19 protein-coding genes are annotated in these 21242 nt (G+C 48.5%); 8 read left to right on the top strand and 11 right to left on the bottom strand.

The window, feature by feature from the left end; all coding sequences use genetic code 11:
* Positions 1–89: 89 nt before the first annotated feature.
* The 7 genes from NST07_RS04045 to NST07_RS04015 form a co-directional block, all read right to left on the bottom strand.
* Positions 90–1787 carry a hypothetical protein gene (locus NST07_RS04045; protein ID WP_341089838.1) on the bottom strand — a complete coding sequence of 566 codons (1698 nt, stop codon included), beginning with the start codon at positions 1785–1787 and terminating at the stop codon, positions 90–92.
* Positions 1788–1938: 151 nt separating this feature from the next.
* On the bottom strand, positions 1939–3174 hold the full coding sequence (locus NST07_RS04040) for a GGDEF domain-containing protein (RefSeq protein ID WP_341089836.1): 1236 nt from the start codon (positions 3172–3174) through the stop codon (positions 1939–1941).
* Positions 3175–3350: 176 nt separating this feature from the next.
* Positions 3351–4193 carry an aldo/keto reductase gene (locus NST07_RS04035; RefSeq protein ID WP_341377317.1) on the bottom strand — a complete coding sequence of 281 codons (843 nt, stop codon included), beginning with the start codon at positions 4191–4193 and terminating at the stop codon, positions 3351–3353.
* A 188-nt stretch (positions 4194–4381) separates the two neighbouring features.
* Positions 4382–5149, bottom strand: a complete 768-nt coding sequence (locus NST07_RS04030; RefSeq protein ID WP_341377316.1) for an ABC transporter permease — start codon at positions 5147–5149, stop codon at positions 4382–4384.
* A complete protein-coding gene (locus tag NST07_RS04025) occupies positions 5142–6068 on the bottom strand; it encodes an ATP-binding cassette domain-containing protein (protein WP_341089833.1) in 927 nt (308 codons plus the stop codon). Before NST07_RS04025 ends, NST07_RS04030 begins: the two co-directional genes overlap by 8 nt.
* An 81-nt stretch (positions 6069–6149) precedes the next feature.
* On the bottom strand, positions 6150–6845 hold the full coding sequence (locus NST07_RS04020; protein ID WP_341089832.1) for a response regulator transcription factor: 696 nt from the start codon (positions 6843–6845) through the stop codon (positions 6150–6152).
* Positions 6805–7755: a HAMP domain-containing sensor histidine kinase gene (locus NST07_RS04015; RefSeq protein WP_341089830.1), complete on the bottom strand. Its 951-nt coding sequence runs from the start codon at positions 7753–7755 to the stop codon at positions 6805–6807. Before NST07_RS04015 ends, NST07_RS04020 begins: the two co-directional genes overlap by 41 nt.
* Before the next feature lie 133 nt (positions 7756–7888).
* On the opposite strand from NST07_RS04015, the gene NST07_RS04010 reads away from it, so the two are divergent.
* Positions 7889–8404, top strand: a complete 516-nt coding sequence (locus NST07_RS04010; protein WP_341089829.1) for a ClbS/DfsB family four-helix bundle protein — start codon at positions 7889–7891, stop codon at positions 8402–8404.
* Positions 8405–8631: 227 nt separating this feature from the next.
* Positions 8632–9864 carry a serine/threonine transporter SstT gene (gene sstT, locus NST07_RS04005; RefSeq protein ID WP_341089828.1) on the top strand — a complete coding sequence of 411 codons (1233 nt, stop codon included), beginning with the start codon at positions 8632–8634 and terminating at the stop codon, positions 9862–9864.
* A gap of 276 nt (positions 9865–10140) precedes the next feature.
* Here the strand turns inward: sstT and NST07_RS04000 are convergent, their stop codons facing one another.
* Positions 10141–11142, bottom strand: coding sequence for a MerR family transcriptional regulator (locus tag NST07_RS04000; RefSeq protein ID WP_341089826.1), 1002 nt, complete (start codon positions 11140–11142; stop codon positions 10141–10143).
* Between the two features lie 133 nt (positions 11143–11275).
* On the opposite strand from NST07_RS04000, the gene NST07_RS03995 reads away from it, so the two are divergent.
* From NST07_RS03995 to NST07_RS03985, 3 genes are read left to right on the top strand one after another with little or no spacing between them, the layout of a single operon-like run.
* Positions 11276–12280: an ATP-binding cassette domain-containing protein gene (locus NST07_RS03995; protein WP_341089824.1), complete on the top strand. Its 1005-nt coding sequence runs from the start codon at positions 11276–11278 to the stop codon at positions 12278–12280.
* A complete protein-coding gene (locus NST07_RS03990; protein WP_341089822.1) occupies positions 12277–13068 on the top strand; it encodes an ABC-2 family transporter protein in 792 nt (263 codons plus the stop codon). Before NST07_RS03995 ends, NST07_RS03990 begins: the two co-directional genes overlap by 4 nt.
* A gap of 3 nt (positions 13069–13071) precedes the next feature.
* Positions 13072–13863 (top strand): ABC-2 family transporter protein, encoded by a 792-nt coding sequence (locus NST07_RS03985; RefSeq protein ID WP_342481109.1) that lies wholly within the window; start codon positions 13072–13074, stop codon positions 13861–13863.
* A 115-nt stretch (positions 13864–13978) separates the two neighbouring features.
* On the opposite strand, the gene NST07_RS03980 is transcribed toward NST07_RS03985, so the two are convergent.
* Positions 13979–14884 carry a GNAT family N-acetyltransferase gene (locus tag NST07_RS03980; RefSeq protein ID WP_341089819.1) on the bottom strand — a complete coding sequence of 302 codons (906 nt, stop codon included), beginning with the start codon at positions 14882–14884 and terminating at the stop codon, positions 13979–13981.
* 189 nt (positions 14885–15073) lie between these two features.
* Between NST07_RS03980 and NST07_RS03975 the strand changes: the two genes are divergently transcribed.
* Together NST07_RS03975 and NST07_RS03970 are read left to right on the top strand one after the other, a co-directional pair.
* Complete coding sequence (locus NST07_RS03975) at positions 15074–16057, top strand: DUF4003 family protein (protein ID WP_341377308.1); 984 nt, start codon at positions 15074–15076, stop codon at positions 16055–16057.
* Positions 16057–16527, top strand: a complete 471-nt coding sequence (locus tag NST07_RS03970; protein ID WP_341089816.1) for a GNAT family N-acetyltransferase — start codon at positions 16057–16059, stop codon at positions 16525–16527. The genes NST07_RS03975 and NST07_RS03970 overlap by 1 nt, the downstream gene beginning before the upstream one ends.
* Positions 16528–16576: 49 nt before the next feature.
* Here the strand turns inward: NST07_RS03970 and NST07_RS03965 are convergent, their stop codons facing one another.
* Both NST07_RS03965 and NST07_RS03960 read right to left on the bottom strand, forming a co-directional pair.
* On the bottom strand, positions 16577–19105 hold the full coding sequence (locus NST07_RS03965; RefSeq protein WP_341089814.1) for an ABC transporter permease: 2529 nt from the start codon (positions 19103–19105) through the stop codon (positions 16577–16579).
* 13 nt (positions 19106–19118) lie between these two features.
* The gene (locus tag NST07_RS03960) at positions 19119–19820 is read right to left on the bottom strand and encodes an ABC transporter ATP-binding protein (protein WP_341089812.1); all 702 of its coding nucleotides are present in this window, start codon (positions 19818–19820) and stop codon (positions 19119–19121) included.
* 232 nt (positions 19821–20052) lie between these two features.
* On the opposite strand from NST07_RS03960, the gene NST07_RS03955 reads away from it, so the two are divergent.
* Positions 20053–21213, top strand: coding sequence for a hypothetical protein (locus NST07_RS03955; protein WP_341089810.1), 1161 nt, complete (start codon positions 20053–20055; stop codon positions 21211–21213).
* Positions 21214–21242 lie beyond the last annotated feature (29 nt).

Below are 21242 nucleotides of genomic sequence, written 5' to 3'. Positions count from 1 at the left end.
AAAAGGCACAGCAAAAAGGCCGCCCTTACGAATAAGGAAGCGGCCTGATGCTGTTAGGGTCGGGAGACAGTCCCGCTATAATTTGCTGCCTAGTTCACCGGAATTGTATAGAACAGCCGAGAGCCGTTGCTGTTGGTGTACCAGACAATATTGCCCCCGCTGACGACCGGATTGCATTCGGATAATACAAAATGCTTAATCGTCTGGATCGCACCTGCGGCTTGCCCCGAACCATCGATGAATACATATTTCAAATCACCCGGATGATTGTCCTTATCAAATTCCTGCCACAGCACCATGAATTTGTCATCCGCTATCTTCACCAGTTTCGGTATGGAGGCAATACGATCGGTGCCTACATACTTAGCCAGGGTGATATGGTTAACGGAAGCACTGGCAAGGCTGTTCTTGGGCAATACATTCAGCATAATATCCCGCTGATCCTTCTCCAGCCCAACCATCTCATAAGAGGTGTAGTCTTTAACCAAGGAATGGTCGATGCTGTTCATAGCGACAATATAATTGCCTGCGGACATTTCGAATCCGCCAACCGAAACCCCGGTGGCATTCGCCCCGGTTCTCCCCGGAATCTGGAACAGGTCCACCTCGCTGTAACTCTTGCCGTCGCCTTTATTCAGGACAATTGAACGGGGATAGGCATCGCCATGATCCACAAGCACATGGCTGCTTCCATCGAACAGCACATATTGATCGAAGGAGTGGCTGACATGATTTTTCTGAAATCTTCCCATATCATTGGTCACGGTCATGGTGCCGGTGTTCACGATAATTGTGAGCTGGGACTGATGATTTAATCCGTCTTCTGTCGTGTATCTTTCACGGCTGGTGTGGAAGACAAGCGTATCTCCCTGCTCGGCCATCCTTCCGGAGGCTGCATCAAAAGGTACTACCGTGTAGCTCTCCCCGCCTTTAACGGATACACTGTCGATACGGTTGAAGCTTTTATCATAACGGACAATGCGAATGACCTCTTTGCTGTTATCCTCTTCACGGTTCTCTTGTCCGAACGCAATATAGTTGTACTTCACACCACTGTAGAAGCCGCCGAACAGCGGAAGCTCATATGCTACTTTTTGAGTTGCTGTCAATTCATATTTGGCATTGTACGTTTCAATTGCAACCTCCTTGTCCGCCTCAATAACGCTTACTGTCCCGTCGCTATTGTTGACAAGGTAGGACTCTACTGTACTTTTCCATCTGGGGAAATTAGACGATTCGGCATTGCTCTCCACCGCAGCCCCCGTCTTCACTCGGTACGCATGGTCCGGAACCTTAGAGAACATCGCCAGCTGGTTCAGCTTATTGTCGTATTCGAGCTCAAAGGGGATCTTGGCGGCCAAATCTCTCAACTGAAAATAATTCCTGCCGTCAATCGTGTAGGCCTTAATAGACTGCAACTGCCCGTCAAGCACCACCTTGGAATTGGACAGCGTAGCGCTATAGCTGCTGCTCTGGCTGTAATATTTACTGCCTCTGCTCTCCTCAGGCGTATAGGCCTGTCCGGTTATGATCTCAATCGCGTTGTTTTTCTTATTCCAGGTAATATCAAACTGGCTGGAGGTTCCCGAGAAATGTTCGGCGATATCCCTCAGGCTGTAATAATTATTGCCGAGTATCGCGAATCCGTTAGAATGCTTCTCTTCTCCATTAAAAAACGTGCTGCTCTCTGCAACCTTAGCCTTCACCGTATTGTCCGCAAAGGTTGTGCTGCCAAAGGCTGGTGTAACCAATAACAATATAAGCAGCAGACTAAATAACTTTTTCATTCGTTGTTTCCCCCATCGACTATAATTTTGCTAAGAATACTCCTGCCTGCTCCAACATTGAACCTTACCGAACGCCCCCGTTTCTGCTTGGTCTAAGAACCGCTATACTATGTATGTTTTTGTTGCTTTGGTGCCTTATGGAATAGAATATTCACTTACTTACACAGTTTCTTCCTTTTTTCTTGGCCCGGTATAAGGCGGTGTCCGCAGACTTCATGACCGCATCCGGCGATTTGTATTTTTCATTTTTTTGGGCGACGCCGATGCTTATCGTTATGTATATGGGCCTGGCTGATCTTGAGCTTGCTGATTTCGATTTGCGCTTTGTTTTGCCTTTTCCTCTGCTCTTCCCCCGCAGTGTAAAAGCACGCTTAGCCACTTTCTCGCGCAGCTCTTCCAGATGCGGCAAAGCATCCTGAATGCTTTTACCCGGGAACAGGATCGTAAATTCCTCACCGCCATAGCGGAAGGGCCTTCCGCCTCCGGCAACCTCTCTTAAGGTAGAAGCGACCAGCCTTAGCACTTCATCCCCCGTATCATGGCCATAAGTATCATTGAATTTCTTAAAGTGATCGATGTCCAGCATGGCAATCGCATAATTCATTCCCAGCTTCATCATATCCTGCTTCAAGGCCCGCCTGGAAGGAAGTCCGGTCAGCTCATCGGAGAACGCCATCGAATACGAATCCTGAATGATCGAGGTGATCAGAATGATCCCCGACACGCCCCATAATATGGCATACCAGATAGGATCATACTCGCTGTGCAGCACATATAACATTCCCGCCAGTACCGCAATGAAAGAAATATCCTGCGATGACTTCTGGGAAACTTGCCTGATGATAAGTCTTATCCCCGCCAAGACAAAAGCAATCAGCGAGGCTTGCGACAGCGGGGTGAAATCACGCAGCGTTAAAGGCAGCAGATCCTTGCCGATCCGGTGCAGAATGGCGCTTTGGTCCGGGTTCAACAACCACACAGCGGCGGCTGCCTGAGCCAATATAAATCCAATGCGCAGAAGCCCCCACACACTGAATATCCCGCGCTCCTTAAAGAAAGAGAAGATTAGGACATTGACAGGAATCACCAGGCAGAGAACGGAGTGCAGCTCGGACACCGATACCTTGCCACCCGAGCCGGGCAGCTCCCGCAAATATTGCAGTGAGGCCAGGCTGAGCGTAAAAATAAGGAGCAGGAAAAACTCCCGGCTGCGGTTGAACTTCCAGGAGAGGACGCCTCCGATCAGAAAGATGGGATAGGGGGCAAGCCTCACAAGCTCCAGCTGCGGCTGGGACAAGGTATGTGCGTTATTGGCAAAGAAGTATGCCAGCACAAGCAGTGCAAACGGCAGTATGATCGTGGATGCGACTTTGAGTATATTTTTCAACGTTCAATAAATCCTCCGTGTCCTTTCAACTATATTTATTTATCGGTTAAATGCCCGCGCCCGCTTAATTATGAATCGAACCCTTTTGCCCGCCTGCACATAAAAAAAACCTATCCATTACTGCGGATAGGGTTGTCCGATCTATAGCATTGTGAATGCACATGCGTTAAGTACGTTTAGAATTCCTCATAGGTCGCCGGATCTTGATCCGCGATACGCCCGGATGCTGAGCTTAGTCCCGAAACCGTCTCCATTTCCGCTTCAGTCAGAGCGAAATCAAACACGTTCAGGTTATCCCGCTGATGCTCTACAGATCCTGCTTTGGGAATCGGAACCGCTCCAAGCTGGACATGCCAGCGCAGGATGACCTGGGAGATTGACTTGTTATATCTTCCGGCAATTTCAGCAAGCTTGTCATTCTCCAGAATACTGCTGCCGCGTCCGAGCGGACTCCAAGATTCGGTCACGATTCCGTGCTCTTTATGCCATCGGCGCTGCTCTTCCTGGTTAAACAAGGGATGCAGCTCGATTTGGTTCATGCTTGGCGCAACTCCGGTTTCCTTGATCAAACGCTCTATATGCTCCGGCAAAAAGTTGCAGACCCCTATGGAACGGATCAGCCCTTGTTTCTTGGCCTCGATCATCGCCTGCCAGGCCTCAACGTATAAATTCACATTGGGGTTCGGCCAATGGATGAGATAGAAATCATAATAGTCCAACCCGGCCCGATATAAGGATTCCTGGATCGTTTCCACCGCTTTGTCATAAGCGTGATGGCGCCCCGGCAGCTTGGACGTAATGAACAGCTGATCCCTCGGCACAGAGCTTTGGCGAACCGCTTCGCCAATCGTTCCTTCATTCTCATAATTAAAGGCGCTATCCAGCAAGCGATAGCCGGCATCAATCGCTGTTGTAAGACTTTTCACACCAGCCTCACCCTTCAAGCGGTAAGTCCCAAATCCAATCGCAGGCACCTTTAGTCCATCGTTCAATTCAATTTCCGGGATTCTTTCAGTCATCGTTACTCTTCTCCTTTGTGTCGTGCAATCCCCAAGCGGGCTGCACTCTATTATGTTGAAGACGCAAACGCGCTTGCACCCAGTTCTATTTTACCTTATTTAGTCTGGAAGTGTCGCCTCTGTAACTCTCTGCGCTTTGAGCGGATCGGGATCTTTCAGCATTTAAATGGACACTCGATTCAGCCTGCTCATACATTCAGGTCTTCCTTAATTTTATAACGGACTGCAATGAACGTGAATACTGCAATAGCTGCAACCGCAACAAAAGTCGTATGCATAACTTCGCCGGTATTATTGAAGTCCTTTATGCGGACCAGCGTATTGATAAGCAGGTATTTCGACAGGTGAATTCCCTCAACAAGCGATTCCAGTGCAGCCAGCGACATTCCCACAACATTTAGGGCCAGGATAAATCCAGCGGTCAAACTTACCAGCAGGTTTTTGGCGATCATTGCAATACAGAGAATCAGGATCGAAAATGCCCAATGCAGCAAAAACTGGCCGACCAGCAGTTTAACGAAAAAACCAAGATCACCAAGGCTGGCATTACCAAAGAATAGGCTTCTTCCAATCCAGTCAGACATCAGCAGCGTGATGAACAGAAGGATTATAAACACGGCCAGGATCAACATTTTCGACAAGACAGAATAGATTCTTGCGTTTCTCATCGAGATATAATTTTTGTGGAATCCGGAGTTATATTCACTCATATAGAAATAAATACTGAAGACCGCAATGTAAATCAGCATCCAGGAGGAGGGCTGTGAAATATTATATTGGATAAACTCGCTCTCATTCATGCTGCTGACCACAACGCCTCCCTCTTCAATCGACTGTGAGTATTGCTGCATCATAAAGATGCCGAAGATTTGAAAAGCACAGAACAGCAGCAGCAGCAAATACATGATTTTATTATTTCTGAAGCGGTGAAAATCCATCTTAAGGATATTAATCATAGTGATCACCCGCACTTTCCGTCCGTTCCAGGAAGTATTGCTCCAGGCTCTGCTTATGCTTATAAATTGAATCTACCGCTACCCCATGATCCACCAGCACCTTCGTTATTTGCCGGATTTCAATGTTCCGGTCATAGACATACAGCGTTTGACCGTAGGCAACCTTGTACTTTGAGATTTGCAGTTCCCGCTCCAAAACCGGAATGGCCGTTTTGGCTTCATCCACCCCGATCTCAATCCGTTCCTCACATTTCTGCAGCAGTTCTTCTCTGGAGATCACCTCAACAATCTCACCCTGATGAATAATTGCATACTTAGTCGCGATTTTGGATAACTCCTCAAGAAAATGACTCGAAATGATAATGGTTAAGCCGGCTTTGTTCAGCTCCAGGATCAACTGTCTAATCTCAACAATACCTTCCGGGTCAAGCCCGTTGATCGGCTCATCGAGTATCAGGACATCCGGACTTCCGAGTAAAGCAATCGCTATGCCGAGCCGTTGTTTCATCCCCATGGAATAGCTTTTGACTTTAGCTGTATTCTTATGATCTAGTCCAACCAGCTGCAGCAATTTCTCTATCTGCTTGTTCCTATCCTTGAGGCCATAAGCCATGGCCAATAGATTCAAGTTCTCATAGGCCGAATAATGGGGATAGAGTCCGGCATTTTCAATCAGCACGCCCATCCGCTCGAAGAAAGACTGATTCTCACCCGAAGCCCGGTTAAAAAAATGAAGTTCTCCCGACGTCGGATAAATTAATCCGCCGATCATTTTCAGCAGCGTCGATTTCCCCGCCCCGTTTTTCCCGATTAATCCCACAATCTCACCTTTGAATATTTTGAGATCGGCATTCAGCACAGCGGTTTTTGATTTGTACCTTTTCGTAAGTCCGCTCATTTCAATAATACAATCTGACATGGTAGCACCCTCCTTCACCATAAGTTAACAGGATGAAGGCTAAGACATCGCTAATAAAAGGTTAAGAAATGTCAAAGCGTTTCACTTACTCAGCCTGAAGCCGATTCCCCAGATCGTATCAATATAAGGGTCACTATCATAGCGCTTAATTTTATTGCGGATATTGCTGATATGCACCGTTATCGTTTTGTCTTCTCCCATATAGATTTCATCCCATGCCAGCTCGTACAAATCCTGCTTCGTGAATACCCGCGTTGGGTTCCTCACCAGCAGTTCAACAATTTTATACTCCTGTCTCGTCAGACTAAGTGTCTTATCCTTTACTTTGACACTGTATGCCGTGCTGTCCAGCAGCAGGTTTTTATGCTTGTACTCCTTGGAGGATTCATCTGCCGCGTTTCTTTTGATATGGACATGGATGCGGGCAATCAGCTCTTCTATTTCAAAAGGCTTGGTGATATAATCGTCTGCTCCCAAAGCGAACAGGTTCAACTTATGATCCAACTGGTCCTTAGCCGACAGAATGATCACCGGGACCCCAGACTTTAAATCCTTCCGCAAATAATGCATGAATTCTTCCCCCGATAAACCGGGCAGCATCAGATCCAGCACAATGAGTTGGTACTCGCGGTGAGCCAGATTCATCTTCCCTTCACTGCCGGAATATGCTTGTGTGCAATGAAACTTGTCTGCTGTAAGACCGTCATAAATAATCCCGTTAATATGTTCATCATCCTCAATAATCAGGACCCGCTGATTGTTCCCGTTCCCGCACATCTGCATTCTCCTTCGCTGTTTTCATAAATTCTGTTTTTAGGCAAAAGGTATCGCCGATGCATTCGGCCTCCGTATCTCCGTTCATCTTTTCCATAAGTGATTTCACAATTGATAGACCCAAACCGGAGGAATGAACGGTACGTGAAGGATCTTCTTTATAGAAACGGGTGAAAATCCGCTCCATATTGACCTGGGTCCCTGCCTTCAGCAGATTGGTGAAATGGATACACACGGTATCCTGCTTATCCTCATAACCAATAGATAACGAACCTCCCCCATGTATAAAATAGTTGCCGACGATATTCGCAAATACCCGCTCCACGGCATTTACATTCCCTACGATAGAAACGGGCAACTCCGGAAGATTGAGCATGGGTTCATCACCGGCCCGGGAAAAATCATCAATGAAATGAAATAAGTTCCGCTTCAGCACATCCATAACGTCAACGGATTCAAGTTCAAGGCTATATTCCGGATTCTGCAGCTTGGTGTATAAAAACAACTCGTCAACCAACTTGATGATCTGCTGAATTCTGGATTGGGCTAGTGTTACATATTGTGTCTTGTCTTGAAGTTGTTCTGAGCGCAGAGCTAATTGGAGATAACCATCTAATGAAGTAAGCGGGGTTCTGATATCATGCGACAGGCTGATGATCGTAGAATTCATCTCTTCATTTTTCCGGCTGAATTGCTGATCCAGGGCTCTTTGACGGCTTAACAAAGCATTGCAGCGGTGGATTAAGCTATCGATTTCCTTAGGCTTTAATTGTGTTCCTATAAACTTAAAAGAATTATGTTCCATAATAAAAGACAGCTGATTCCCGATATCCCTAATCTGGCTTTTATAATACAGCAGGTAAATAGTTTGGGCCATTAACAAAATAATAGCTATAACCAGGACAATAATCATGGTGTCACTTCCTTCCATATGAACTTCATTATATACGATTATAGATTTTCGCAATGATCCTGCTTTGGTTAAATATGACATACTGCCGTCACTGCTCTATGGTATAACTAGAATAAAAACGAGGTGCGCTGCTATGGCAAGCTATGAATATTCGTCCAAAGAGAAATTAATCGAGACCATTCATTCCAAATATGTGCTGCTGGATGCAGAATTTGACGGGATCGACGACAGCCAGAGGGATGCAAGAATACCTGAGGTGGATAAGACACCCGCCGAAATTATCGCCTACCAGCTTGGCTGGCTTCCGCTCATCATGGGCTGGGACAAGGATGAACGGGAAGGCCGTGAAGTCCATATGCCGTCACCCGGCTATAAATGGAACCAGCTTGGCGGACTTTACCAGTCCTTCTACGAGCAATATGCCGCATTATCCCTCGCCGAGCTGCGAGACCTATTCCGTCAGAGGGAGCAGGAGTGGCTGGAATGGATCGGTACTTTAACCGAAGAAGAGCTGTTCACCCAAGGCACTCGCAAATGGACCGGCAGCAAGGACAACTGGCCGATGGCCCGCTGGATTCACATCAATTCAGTCGCCCCGTTCACCAACTTCCGCGCCAAAATCAGAAAGTGGAAGAAATACAGACCATAGAGTCCCGTTTACTCCCCCCAATCGGGTAAGTGGCTAAATGGCATTTGCACCTGACAAGCCGCCCATTTTCAGCGGACACTATCAAATAGCGGAGGATCGGATAACGGTGTGCAAATTTTTACAGTTGCACACAATCGACATTTTTCGTGATAAACTTACATACGCTGCCGTAATAAAGCAGGCGTCAGGGCTTAGTTATATTTCCATATTGAAACCGGGGGGAAGTAATGAAGACAGCATTGCTCAAGTGGAACCAAGTGAGCCTAGTACAACGAATACTTGTGGGGATTGTAATTGGTATAATTTTAGCTGTATTGATTCCTGATGCAACTGGAGTCAGCATTTTCGGCTCCTTGTTTGTACTGGCATTAAAGGCAGTCGCACCTGTATTGGTCTTGCTCTTAGTCATGTCGGCCATATCCAAACATAAAAAAGGCCAACAAACGAATATGAAAGCGATTCTTGTTCTGTATGGTTTAAGTACATTTTTGGCAGGACTGATTGCAGTTATCGTAAGTTTTATGTTTCCGGTACGCCTATCACTTGTAAAGGGTGTGAGCGACCTGACTCCACCTGATGGAATTGTAGAAGTACTCAAGGCTTTGCTGTTTAATGTGGTCGATAACCCGGTAAACGCCCTAATGAATGCCAACTATATCGGTATCCTAACATGGGCTATATTACTTGGCTTTGCTCTTAGAAATGCCAATGATAACACCAAAGACACGCTTACTAATTTTTCAGATGCTGTCTCGCAAATCGTCAAGTGGGTAATCAGCTTGGCACCATTAGGCATCATGGGTCTTGTCTTTGATTCTATTACAGCAAAGGGACTTTCATCCCTGCTTGATTATGGTAAACTCCTTCTTGTTCTCATTGGATGTATGTTATTCATGGCGCTTGTGATTAATCCGTTAATTGTATATCTGAATATTCGTAGAAATCCTTACCCTCTTGTGTTCCATTGCCTGAAGGAAAGCGGGATTACCGCATTCTTTACTCGCAGCTCAGCCGCAAACATTCCCATCAACATGAGATTATGTGAAAAGCTCGATCTGGATGCAGATACGTATTCTGTGTCCATTCCCTTAGGTGCTACGATTAATATGGCGGGTGCAGCTGTTACGATCTCTGTCTTGACCCTCGCTGCTGTTCACACGGTCGGCATTGAAGTGGATTTTGGTATGGCGCTTGTTCTTAGCGTGCTGTCTGCTATATCTGCTGCGGGTGCCTCAGGTGTTGCCGGAGGATCGCTCTTATTGATTCCTCTAGCATGCAGCGTCTTCGGCATTCCGAATGATATTGCGATTCAAGTCGTTGGTGTAGGTTTCATCATCGGTGTTCTGCAGGACTCTTTCGAGACTGCGCTTAACTCATCTTCCGACTTACTATTCACAGCAACCGCTGAATATGCAAAAAATCGCAAAGAAGGCGTGGAATTTGTGATTAATACCCAATAAATAGTGTCAAGTGGAAACGGCTTCGCCGTCCTCAAAAGGACGGTATCCGTTTCAGCGAGAAATAGAAGGATAATTTATAGCGTGAAACATATAAATTCTTATCTTTAGATAAAAACAAGCAGGAGACCTTGGGCTCCTGCTTGTTTATTGTTCCCGGTTGGATTGGGTTTCTGCTGCGCTTCGTCAACCCTGATGTCACTCTTTATAAAGTTATTTGCAGCAAGTGAAGGCTGCTATCTTGAGATGGCTATCGGGTGGTGAACAATTGGAGCCTTCCTATCTAATCTCCACTACAATTTGTTTGATTGCAGCTGCGCTTATAGTCAGGCTGGCAAGGGTGTCCAGCCAATGATCGCCTGCACTGACAAATTCAATTTCCAAATCCGCCGCTGGCTGGTTAAGCGCAAGAACAGCTCCGGCGCTGTTGCCACTGTCGAAAATGAGCATACTGCGCTGGATAGCGGATATGCTGTAATGATTTTGCCTCAGCATATAGATGATACGTAGCCTTGCAATTTCTTCATCTCCATAGACGCGGGATTGATCAGGCTGCCGCGGAACACAGATCAGCCCGTTGCGCTCCCAATTGCGCAGCACTTCCGGTGTGACTCCTAACAAAGAGGCGGCTTCCTTATGGCTATACACATTCCCTGTGCCGGGCAGCTGACCTTTCTCGGTCCAATTCTTAAGCAGCGACGCTGTTTCCAGTGCAGAGGCGTATTCCTTCTCCAATAGATGCTGATAGGCTTCAGCATTGGTTAACGCCAGCTCCACATCCCATGATTTAAGGGCAGCTGCAACCGAAAAGGCGGTGTTTCTTAGAGTGCGGTTGGTATAGGGGGTACCAAAGATCAAACGGCAAACCCGAAGCTGTGTAAGATGTCTGTATGTAAACTGCCGATAGCGGTTTTCCGTACGTTCTACCGGTGAGATCAGCCCTATTTTTTCATAAAACCTTATCGTATTGGGATGTACGCCCAGCTCCTGAGCGATTTGTCCTGTCCTATAAAATGCTTCACCGGATGTATTAAGAATCGGCTTGGGTTTCGCGGCTGATTCATCGGGGATAAACTTCATAATCTCTCCAATGTCACAAGCAAGCGCTGTGCAAATCCGGGCCAGAACGCCAAGATCGGGACGCTTGATTTCATTGGTGATATACAGATTCAGCTGGCTTCTCTGAACGTGCGCAAGCTGAGCCAGCTTCCCGCTGTCAATGCCTTTGCTGCTCATGACTGACCCAAGGATAATATCGAAGTGTCCCCACTGTTCCGGCATGCAACAACCCCCTCTGGAAAAAAGATACATCTGTTATACCACAGAGAACAACAGCTATCAAATAGAACCCTCCAGCTTTGCACCACCCCTCCCCCGGCATGATAAACTCCTGTCATCAAAGGAGGATGAATCTATGGCGTATCATATCGAAGCAAACGGATTATCAAAAATATACCGCATTCCGGTTAGGGAGGCCGGCCTTCGTTCGGCGTTTGGCAGCTTGTTCCGTCCGCATTTTAATGAAGTTAAAGCTGTAGACGAGGTGAGCTTTGCCATAGAACGCGGTGAAATGGTCGGGTTCATCGGGCCGAATGGCGCAGGCAAGACCACGACACTCAAAATGCTCTCCGGGCTGCTCTACCCGACTTCAGGCAGTGCAACGGCTGCGGGGTTTACCCCGTGGCAGCGCAAACCCCAATATCTCAAGAAGATCAGCATGCTCATGGGCAATCGCAGCCAAATGCAGTGGAATAACACCGTGTATGATACGATGCACATTTTCAAAGAGATCTACGGAGTGCCCACAGCGGATTTCAAAAGACATCTTGTAGAGCTTGGGGACATGTTCGATGTAGGTAAGCTTATGCAGAAACGCGCCCGCAACCTCTCGCTCGGTGAACGGTCCAAATGCGAATTTATAGTCACCCTTCTGCATAAGCCGGAAATCCTGTATCTGGATGAGCCGACGCTTGGGATGGACGTGACAATGCAATTAAGGCTGCGGCAATATATGAAGGAATATAACCAGAAATTTGGTACAACGGTTATGCTGACAAGCCATTATATGTCCGATATCACTTCGCTTTGCTCCAGGGTGATGCTGATCAACGGCGGACATTTGGTCTATGACGGTAAGCTGTCCAGCCTGACGGACAAGATCACACCGTACCGGATCATCAAGCTGACCCTTGAAGAAGAGAATCCTCCGCTGAGCCCGGAGAGCCTTCAAATAGATGGAATTCCGGCAGAATGGATTGAGAATAGCGGAAATGAGTACACCCTCCGGGTAAAGAAAGAGGATGTCGTGAGGGCCAGCGGAATGCTGATGAGCAGGTATATCCTCATTGATTTCGGAATCGCTGATCCCCCCATTGAATCAGTGATTGACACTATATACGCAGAGGGGATCACTGTATGAATATCCGCGGCGGAATAGCGATGATTCGGGGCCAGCTCTTCAATTTCATGTCGGAAAAAGGATTCTTCTGGACGCTTGCACTCGGCTGGATGATCGGACCTGTGATCTATATGATCGTCTGGTCGACGGCTGCGTCATCCGGCACGATCGGGGGATATGACAGGAATGCCTTTGTTCTATACTATCTGTCCCTCATTCTCATCAATCAAATGACGTATCCGACGACACACTGGTCAACGGCTCAGGCGATACATAATGGCTCGATATCCTCAGCGCTGCTGCGCCCGTTGCCGCTTATTTATGGAGCGGTCGGACAAGAAGCGGCTGTCAAAATGGTGTGCATCCCGTTTGTTGCGGTTGTAGTTATGCTACTCGGGTTATTGCTGGGCGTGCAGGCCAGTTTTACATTAGTGTCCGTAGCTGCCGGCCTTGCGGCCCTTATGCTCGCACTCATGATTCGCTTTCTGCTCGCCTACATCCTGTCCCTTCTCGCTTTTTGGACACAGCATTCCTCGGCACTGCTCAGTGTCAACGATACCTTCATCTTTCTGTTCGGCGGACAGGTGGCTCCGCTTGCCTTGTTCCCCGGCCAGCTTAACCAGCTTACGCATTTTCTGCCCTACCGGTACATGATCTCTTTCCCGGTGGAGGCGCTTATGGGCACATTACACCGTGAGAGCATGATCCGGGGCTTCACCATGCAGCTGCTTTGGACTGCTGTATTGATGCTTATGTGTTATGGTGTAAACCGGTACGGCCAGCGTAAATATTCGGCAGTGGGAGGATAATTCATGAGTTATTTCAGACTAATCTTTACCTTCATGAAGGCGGCGTTTCAGAATGAGTCAGCATATCGGCTGAACTTTGTTATGAATTTTTTAAGTGCGGTGTTAGGTCTGGCAGGCGGTATTGGGGGGATTTATATTCTGTACGTCAACAATGAGGTCCTTAACGGCTGGACGATGCCGGAGACTCTGGCTGTACTCGGCGTTTACATGCTGGTGCAAGCCGTGAAAAATGTTGTGATCGGCCCCAGCATGAATAAGCTTGGCGGCATGGACGGCGAGATTGAAAGCGGGACGTTTGATTATACCCTATTGAAACCCATATCGACTCAATATTATATCAGTGTGCGGGAATGGTCTCTCTGGTCGGTTTTGCATATCGCCGTTGCCGCAGGTGTAGTCCTTTTCGCGATAGACGGCATGAACAGCGAAATAACCCTCCTAGCTGCTGCTCAGTTTCTGCTTGCACTAGTTATTTCTCTCGGAATTCTGTATTCCGTGATGCTGATTCTGAGCTCTGTCGCTTTTTGGTATAGAGGGACATACATGTTGTGGATCATGGAAGATATCCTGCAAGCGGGGTGGTATCCGATCGGCATCTATCCGCGCCCGCTCCGGTTGGTCTTGACATGGGTGCTGCCTGTCGGGTTCATTGTATCGGTTCCGGCTGAAGCACTTGTCCAGAAAGCTGAGCCCCTTATGCTTGCGGCAGGAGCCGTGCTTATGGTCATCCTTTTTACAGTTGCGACACTCTTCTTCAACCGCAGCCTCCACAAGTATTCCAGCGCATCCAGCTGAACAACCAATTGTGATGATCCCGACGAAAAACTTGGCTCGAAGCACAACGCTGCCTGGTTAATTCCACTTTTACGATGGCAGCATCCTAGTTGTATAATTCGCTTTGAAGCGTATTTTAATCAATTGCATAGCCGATCGTCAGGATGAACCCGTACAGCTCATAGCCAATCTGAGTATATAGGCGAATGGCCTTCTGATTGTTTCCATGTGTGCCCAAGGTGGCGATTGATTTGCCCTGCTGCTTCAGATGCTCCAGAGCTGTGCATATCATGCTCCGGGCGACGCCTTGTTTCTGCCATTCCGGTATGACAAAAACACTTTCCGTTGCGCTCCGCTCATCCGTGATACGCCATGTGGACGTGTTGCCGATCAATTGATTGCCAGCAAACGCACAAAAATTGACCATTTCCGGCGATCCCTGCATCCAGCTTAAATGGTTCATACTCCAGGCGACACCGTCAAAGGAGGCAAGCTCAGCTTGATGATACTGTTCCAAAGCCTGAGTGTTATCTAGTGCAAATGGAAGCACCTGAACTCCCTCCGGTAAAGGATAGCGGGGAATATCCTGACTGAGGTCGAATTTAAATACAACAATCGTGTCCCGGATGGTAAATCCGCGGGCCAGGTAGTAGCTCAAATCCTTGAGATTATCCGCATCTAAATATTCAGCCAGTACAATGCGCTTGTCCGGATGCCCGGCTTTAATTTCTCTGGACCGTCTAATTAACGCATCCGTCAGGGCATCTTTGATCTGTTCATCCTCAACATCGTCCGCAAATAGGATTTGAAACTTTAGATATCGGATGAAATCCTTATCTTCATCATGTCCGGCCGCATGAAAGGTCTCATGCTCCATCAGGTGGGCAACCGCTATAATTTTATCTTCCCCATTCACTGCGCAGAACATATTTCTCTTATCCAGATCGCCATGATACAGATAGGTCATATTAAGAACAAAATCCAGGCTCCCGATCTGCTCTGCGTCTTCTTCTTTCGGATTTCGGATTACAAACTCCTTCATTACTGGCATCGCCCTCCAATTTTCTCGGGTACCGCTTACTTTACTAATTCAATATTGACGGAGTGCACTGCACCCTGCAAGGTAGACTTTAAATATAGTCATCTATAGCTTTTGTTTTTCTTCATTTTTGCATGGTATAGTAAAATATCTATTAGAGATAAAACACAGTTTAGTGAGAGGTGGTTGCTAATGAAGGAGCCGTATACAGCAAGGCTTGTGCTGTTCGCACAAAACGCACAGATAATCAAAAAGGAGTTCCCTTGGCAAAATGCGCTGGTCAGCCGGTTAGCGGCATTACTGTACACAACAGAGGATAAGGTTGCAGATGAAGGGGCGATCCGTGCCAGCTATGAGCTGATCAAGGAAAACACCGGCCTCTTCTCTTCATTCAGGGGGTCTTCTGCAATCAGCATTTCCGCCCTGCTCTCCCTTTCTGCCGACAGGGAAGGACAGCTTAGAAACACGCTGTCCGTATATGACATGTTGAAGGATATCAAATTCTATGGCTCCGATTATCTGGTCGTGGCGGCTTATCAAATCGCCGCACATCAAACGCCGGATCAATATCATCGCACAGTAGAGCGGGCAAAGCGGTTTTATGACAGCATGAAGGCGAAGCACCGTTTCCTTACGGGGCAGGATGATTACATCTTCGCCGCCATGCTCGGCCTGTCCGATATCGATATCGAAAGCGGCGTGGAACGGATGGAGCAGCTCTTTACCACGCTTAAGCCCGAATTCCGGTCCGGCAACAGCGTGCAAGGTTTGACACAAGTGCTGGTTCTTGGCGATCAAGCCAAGGAGGCGGCGGACCGTGTACTGGCCTTGCGCGATGCCTTCCTTGCACAGAATATCCACATGGACAAACAATTCACCCTATCTTCGCTTGGCGTGCTGTCCCTGCTTCCCCTAAGCAGGGAAGACATTGTGAACGATGTCTCCGGAACCTTCGAATTTCTCCGCACGCAAAAGGGGTTCGGCAAATGGTCGATTACCGAGCAGGAGCTGCTGCTGCTGTCTGCTGCGCTGGCAGCGCTCAAAGCGGTGGATGAAGTGCAAAACGGTATCCTGAACACGGTGCTCTCCACCAGCATTACCAACATTATCATTGCCCAGCAGACTGCAATCACCGTAGCTGCGGCTGCTTCGGCTGCCGCGGCCTCGTCAAGCTGATGACATGGGAAGACCGGGAACGCATACGCCGGATCACAACCAGAACGGAAGCTCTGCTATCCGGTCTATTGGGCATTTGGGAAGCATCGGTACGCCTTACCCATCTTTTTCTCTCCGAACAGGCTATCGCTGCTCTTCGGCCTGTGGTTCTTGAAGGACTCCGGGAAATCGGCCATTTGCTTGTGTTCACTGATGAACAGGAGCAGCTGCTGGGCTTCATAGGGGTGCAGGATCATAAGATTGAGATGCTGTTCGTAGCCCCAGAGGCGATAGGGCAAGGCATCGGCAGAAAGCTGGTTGCCCGGGTTATTGAAGCACTGGATGTACACGAGGTGGACGTGAATGAGCAGAATCCCCAAGCTGCAGGGTTCTACGAGCATATGGGATTTCAAGTGGTTGACCGGTCTGCATTGGATGAGCAGGGAAATCCTTTCCCTATCCTGCATATGAAATTATCGTCCCTTACTTGACAAAAAGCCAGCCGATATCGGCTGGCTTTGCTCATATTGTTATCAAGCGCTATTCCACTGACTTGAGCGCCTCAATCATATGAATCCGTTTGAGCTTGATATGCATGAAAACCATAACAATCCCCGAGAACAACAAGGTTAACAGCGCGGCATACACATAGCTGGGCCACTTGATGACTGGAGCGAACATCGTCGCATCCAGCTCAGCCGTCCTTAGAACGAAGCTATGCAGCAATATGCCGAGGCCGGAACCGGCCGCAATGCCGAGTACACTCAGCAGAATATTCTCGCGGTAAATATACAACGTTACTTCCTTATCATAAAAGCCCAGAACCTTGATCGTCGACAGCTCGCGGATCCGCTCGGACACATTGATATTGGTTAAGTTGTAAAGCACGACAAAAGCCAGTGCCGCCGCTGACACAATGAGCACCAAGGTCACAACGTCCATGCTCTTCATGGTATCGTCGAAGGCGGAGCCTACACTGCTGGAGAAGCTTACCGCAGCAACACGCTCACTAGCCGTCAGCTTTTCACTGAGTCCGTCTTCCCAGGCTGCATCCTGCACGCCATAGTTCAGCAGTTCTGTGTTGAATACCGGCTCTTTCCCGAATACAGAAGAATAATACGCCGGTGTCATGTACACATAGTGCATCACATAGTTCTCCGTAATCCCCGCGACCTGAATCTTGAAGGTTTCGTTCTTGTTGTCCACGACGGTCAACTTGCCGCCCGGCTCCAGCCCGTACAGCTTAGCCAGCTTCTCCGAGACAATAGCCCCCTCGTCCGTAAGCTTTCGCCCTTCTCCACTTATCCGGTCCCGCAGCTCTACATATTCGGATAAAGAATCAACAGCTGCTGGTATGAACAGATTCACATCCTGGTCATTTACACCGCTGGCGCGTGCGGTCATCGTTTCCTGCGCCACATTCAGCGTCCCGGTAATGGCGGACTCCCCAGTGATCAACTGCTCATAGGCATCCCGTGAACCGGCAGGCACATCATTATGCAGCGCTACAAGCGCATCATATTTCATAATCGTGCCGAATTGCTCTCCGGCGATGCTGCCGATCGAGTCCTTGAGGCCAAACCCGGTCAGGATCAGCGCCGTACAGCCGGCTACACCGAACACAGTCATGAACATCCGCTGCTTGTAGCGGAACAGATTCCGTGCGGTAACCTTCTGGACAAAATTCAGCCGTTTCCAGACAAAGGATATCCGCTCCAATATAATCCGCTGCCCGCTCTTCGGCGCCTTCGGACGCATCAATACGGAAGCGTTGCTGCGCAGCTCTACCCGGGAAGCGATCCAAGCCGTAAGCGTAGTGCAAATCAGCGCCACAATAACGGAGAGGATGGAATACGAAGGATAGAAGCTCTTGACGATATCCGGCAGGTTATAGAGTGAACTGTACGCATTATAGATAATGGTAGGCAACAGGGTGAAGCCCACGGCAAGCCCAACTACCGAAGCCGCCAGACTGGCAAGCGTGCCATAGACCATGAATTTGGCCATAATGTCACGGTTGCCATAACCAAGTGCTTTAAGTGTTCCGATCTGCAGGCGGTGCTCCTCAACCATCCGTGTCATGGTCGTCAAGCTGACCAGCGCAGCAATCAGGAAAAAGAACACCGGAAACACGCTCGCAATCGCCGACAACCGGTCAGCGTTGTCTTTATATTCGGTATACCCCGGACTTACATTCCGGTCTGTGACATAGATCTTGGGCAGCTCCAGCTCTGCGAGCTGCTGCTTGGCAGCAGCCACCTCCAGGGGGCCGCCGGATAACGCCTTCCCGCCTTCCGCCCGCAGCTCCGCAAGCCGCGCTTCCGGCACGCCGGATAACGCCTGCTCTACCGCTTGGGTATGCTGTTCGATCAGCGCCTCATACTTCGGCGAATAAGCCTTCAGCCCGGCAGTATCTGTAAAGGACAGATAGGCTTCCGTATAAACCGGCAGCTTAAAGTCTGCCTCCGGGATGGCGGCGAACGCATCCGCCGTGCCTTTGCCAATCGTACTGGTCCCCCGGTTGTTCTTCTCAATAAACTGGGGACTCCGCACAAAGCCCACTACGGTATAATCCAGTGTCCCGAAGTCGTCTGACAGCTCCGTATCCTTACCGTTTCCGCTAAACGTTACCTTGTCGCCCAGCGCATATTCTCCGGCCAGCACGTCATCCAGCACGATTTCTCCGGAATGCTCCGGTAGATGTCCTTCGATCATGCGGTATTGGTTAAGCGTTGTATCTGTATTGTAGGAAAAGACCTTAAGGATCAAAGCATTGTCGCCGGCGAACACATCTGCGCTGTACCCCGGCTGAATCTCACCGATCCCCGGCACATCCTTCAGCAGCTTAAGGTTGTCTTCGGTCAAACCGTAGGTGCTCTGCACTTTCAGATCCATCAGCCCCGTCTCCCGGTAAAAGGTTCCGGCGGTATCCAGCATATCCGGCCCGGCTGCCTTGATTCCGGAGAAAAAGCTGACGCCCAGCATAATAATTGCAAATATTGAAATAAAGCGGGCCTTGGTGTGCCCGATTTCACGAAAAATATCTTTCCATAGCGCTCGTTTTTTCATGGATGCCTTCTCCTTACCATTCGATATCATCAACGGATACCGGCGAAGGATTGGTTACCATCTTCCGTACCTTAGCGTTGTTGATCTCAATGACCCGGTCTGCCATCGGGGCAATCGCCAGATTATGCGTGATTACGATGACCGTAGTTCCGGTATTGCGGCAGGTATCCTGCAGCAGCTTCAGCACCTGCTTGCCGGTGTTGTAGTCAAGCGCGCCTGTCGGCTCGTCGCAGAGCAGCAGCTTCGGCTGCTTAGCCAGCGCTCTGGCAATCGCAACGCGTTGCTGCTCGCCGCCGGACAGCTGAGCCGGAAAATTATCCAGCCGAGCCCCCAGTCCTACATCCTCCAGCACCTTACGAGCATCCAAGGCACGCGGGGAAATCTGCGAAGCAAGCTCGACATTCTCCAGCGTTGTCAGATTGGGCACCAGGTTGTAGAACTGAAACACAAAACCCACGTCATTGCGGCGGTAGCCTGTTAACTCCCTGGCACTGAACTTGGCAATGTCCGTACCGTCCACAATGACCTGGCCTTCGTCAGCGGAATCCATTCCGCCAAGAATATTAAGCACGGTCGATTTACCCGCCCCGCTGGGACCGACAATAACGGCAAATTCACCTTTATTAATCTCAAAATCAATCCCGTCGTTGGCGACAATCACATTCTCGCCCATCTTATAACGCTTGTACTCACCCTTTACGGCAACAAAGCTCATGCCCATCCTCCTGTCTCTATCCGGACCAAGCCCAGTCTTCACTCTATGTACATTCCAATACACTGTCCGGTGCGGCTGTATATGGTTTCAGTTTATCACAAATACAAAGTCGAGGCCCGCCGGGGCTCGGCAGGTTCCCCGATCCGGCATCGTGTGATTTGTTATAGGAGAGACCGTATGCTAAGTTAGCAATATCTGTTTATATCATTTTATTTTGCTAGGAGGCCATGAAATGGATTACGCCAAGTCAAAAGCTGCCCTTGCGGACGAAGCAGCTTCATACGTCGAGAACTATAAAAAGTACGCATGGTTTCATCAGCCCCGTTCCATTTATGAGCTGGACACACTGAAACTTCTCCAGGTCAAACAGATCACAACCTACGAGCCTTTAAAAGAATTCGCAAATCTCAAGAAGCTTGAATTCGGCACCACAAATTCCAGGCTGACCCTGCCTGATCTTGCCGGCCTGGACTCCGCCACGAGTCTGGAACATCTAAGCTTCATAAGTAAAACAACGATTAAAAAGAATATAGAGACCCTTTCCCGGCTTGAACATCTGGAATCTCTGCAAATGTTCTATGTCCAGCACACGCTGCCCGATCAATTACTGTCCCCTCTTAAATCCTTAAAGTCGGTCAGTTTCTCCAAGCATAATTATGACAGTCAAACCGTTCTCCCGGACAGCCTGGAGACTATCAGTATGAGCTTTGATGAGATTGAGGCTGTGCCAGGCTTTGCACCCGCCGCGGGTGTGAAGAAGGTTTCTTTGGGAGGGCAAACCTGCCAGCTGGAAAGCCTAGATTCTTTCAGGGTTTTTCCAAATGTAGAGGAAATCAGATTGCTCGCACCTAAAAAGCTTGTGGATCTTTCATATGTTTCACAGCTAAGGAAACTGAAGATTCTGGACGCTAATTTTGCTGCTGCCAGTGATCTAAGTCCCTTCTACCAGCATGACAGCATTGAGGAAATACGGCTTAGAGGCTCATCTGTGGAGAGTCTTCAAGAAATGGGGATTTGTCCAAACCTAAAAACATTGTATCTGGAAAAAACAAAACTGAATTCCATCGAAGGCATAGGGGAGCAATTCCCCCATTTGGAGCTACTCTGGATATGGGAAACCAAAGTAAAGAATCTGGAAGCACTGACCGGGATGTCGTCGTTAATCAATCTGGATCTGACTATGCTTAAGCCAAAATCATGGGAATTCATCTCCACCCTGACCGGGCTTGAAACACTGGATTTATGCAAAACCTCATTTTCGGATCCCGGCCTACTCCTGAACCTCCCTCATTTGAAGAAGCTCAGACTGTCAGGAAGCAATGTGGACCCCCAGTCTAGTGAATATAAGGAATTAGAAGAGGCAATAACCGGGCGAAACGGTAAGTTGAGTTAGCATTGAACCTGACCGCCAGTAGACTATGA

This window comes from Paenibacillus sp. FSL L8-0340, assembly GCF_038593145.1.
In the GTDB taxonomy this organism is placed as follows: domain Bacteria; phylum Bacillota; class Bacilli; order Paenibacillales; family Paenibacillaceae; genus Paenibacillus_AQ.
This window is presented reverse-complemented; position numbering and strand designations above follow the sequence as displayed.

Bases quoted from the DNA above. Each gene is read 5' to 3' on its own strand.
- NST07_RS04045 (WP_341089838.1), bottom strand. From the start codon at position 1,787: ATGAAAAAGTTATTTAGTCTGCTGCTTATATTGTTATTGGTTACACCA.
- NST07_RS04035 (WP_341377317.1), bottom strand. From the start codon at position 4,193: ATGACTGAAAGAATCCCGGAAATTGAATTGAACGATGGACTAAAGGTG.
- NST07_RS04030 (WP_341377316.1), bottom strand. From the start codon at position 5,149: ATGATTAATATCCTTAAGATGGATTTTCACCGCTTCAGAAATAATAAA.
- NST07_RS04025 (WP_341089833.1), bottom strand. From the start codon at position 6,068: ATGTCAGATTGTATTATTGAAATGAGCGGACTTACGAAAAGGTACAAA.
- NST07_RS04020 (WP_341089832.1), bottom strand. From the start codon at position 6,845: ATGTGCGGGAACGGGAACAATCAGCGGGTCCTGATTATTGAGGATGAT.
- NST07_RS04015 (WP_341089830.1), bottom strand. From the start codon at position 7,755: ATGATTATTGTCCTGGTTATAGCTATTATTTTGTTAATGGCCCAAACT.
- NST07_RS04010 (WP_341089829.1), top strand. From the start codon at position 7,889: ATGGCAAGCTATGAATATTCGTCCAAAGAGAAATTAATCGAGACCATT.
- sstT (WP_341089828.1), top strand. From the start codon at position 8,632: ATGAAGACAGCATTGCTCAAGTGGAACCAAGTGAGCCTAGTACAACGA.
- NST07_RS04000 (WP_341089826.1), bottom strand. From the start codon at position 11,142: ATGCCGGAACAGTGGGGACACTTCGATATTATCCTTGGGTCAGTCATG.
- NST07_RS03995 (WP_341089824.1), top strand. From the start codon at position 11,276: ATGGCGTATCATATCGAAGCAAACGGATTATCAAAAATATACCGCATT.
- NST07_RS03990 (WP_341089822.1), top strand. From the start codon at position 12,277: ATGAATATCCGCGGCGGAATAGCGATGATTCGGGGCCAGCTCTTCAAT.
- NST07_RS03985 (WP_342481109.1), top strand. From the start codon at position 13,072: ATGAGTTATTTCAGACTAATCTTTACCTTCATGAAGGCGGCGTTTCAG.
- NST07_RS03980 (WP_341089819.1), bottom strand. From the start codon at position 14,884: ATGAAGGAGTTTGTAATCCGAAATCCGAAAGAAGAAGACGCAGAGCAG.
- NST07_RS03975 (WP_341377308.1), top strand. From the start codon at position 15,074: ATGAAGGAGCCGTATACAGCAAGGCTTGTGCTGTTCGCACAAAACGCA.
- NST07_RS03970 (WP_341089816.1), top strand. From the start codon at position 16,057: ATGACATGGGAAGACCGGGAACGCATACGCCGGATCACAACCAGAACG.
- NST07_RS03965 (WP_341089814.1), bottom strand. From the start codon at position 19,105: ATGAAAAAACGAGCGCTATGGAAAGATATTTTTCGTGAAATCGGGCAC.
- NST07_RS03960 (WP_341089812.1), bottom strand. From the start codon at position 19,820: ATGAGCTTTGTTGCCGTAAAGGGTGAGTACAAGCGTTATAAGATGGGC.
- NST07_RS03955 (WP_341089810.1), top strand. From the start codon at position 20,053: ATGGATTACGCCAAGTCAAAAGCTGCCCTTGCGGACGAAGCAGCTTCA.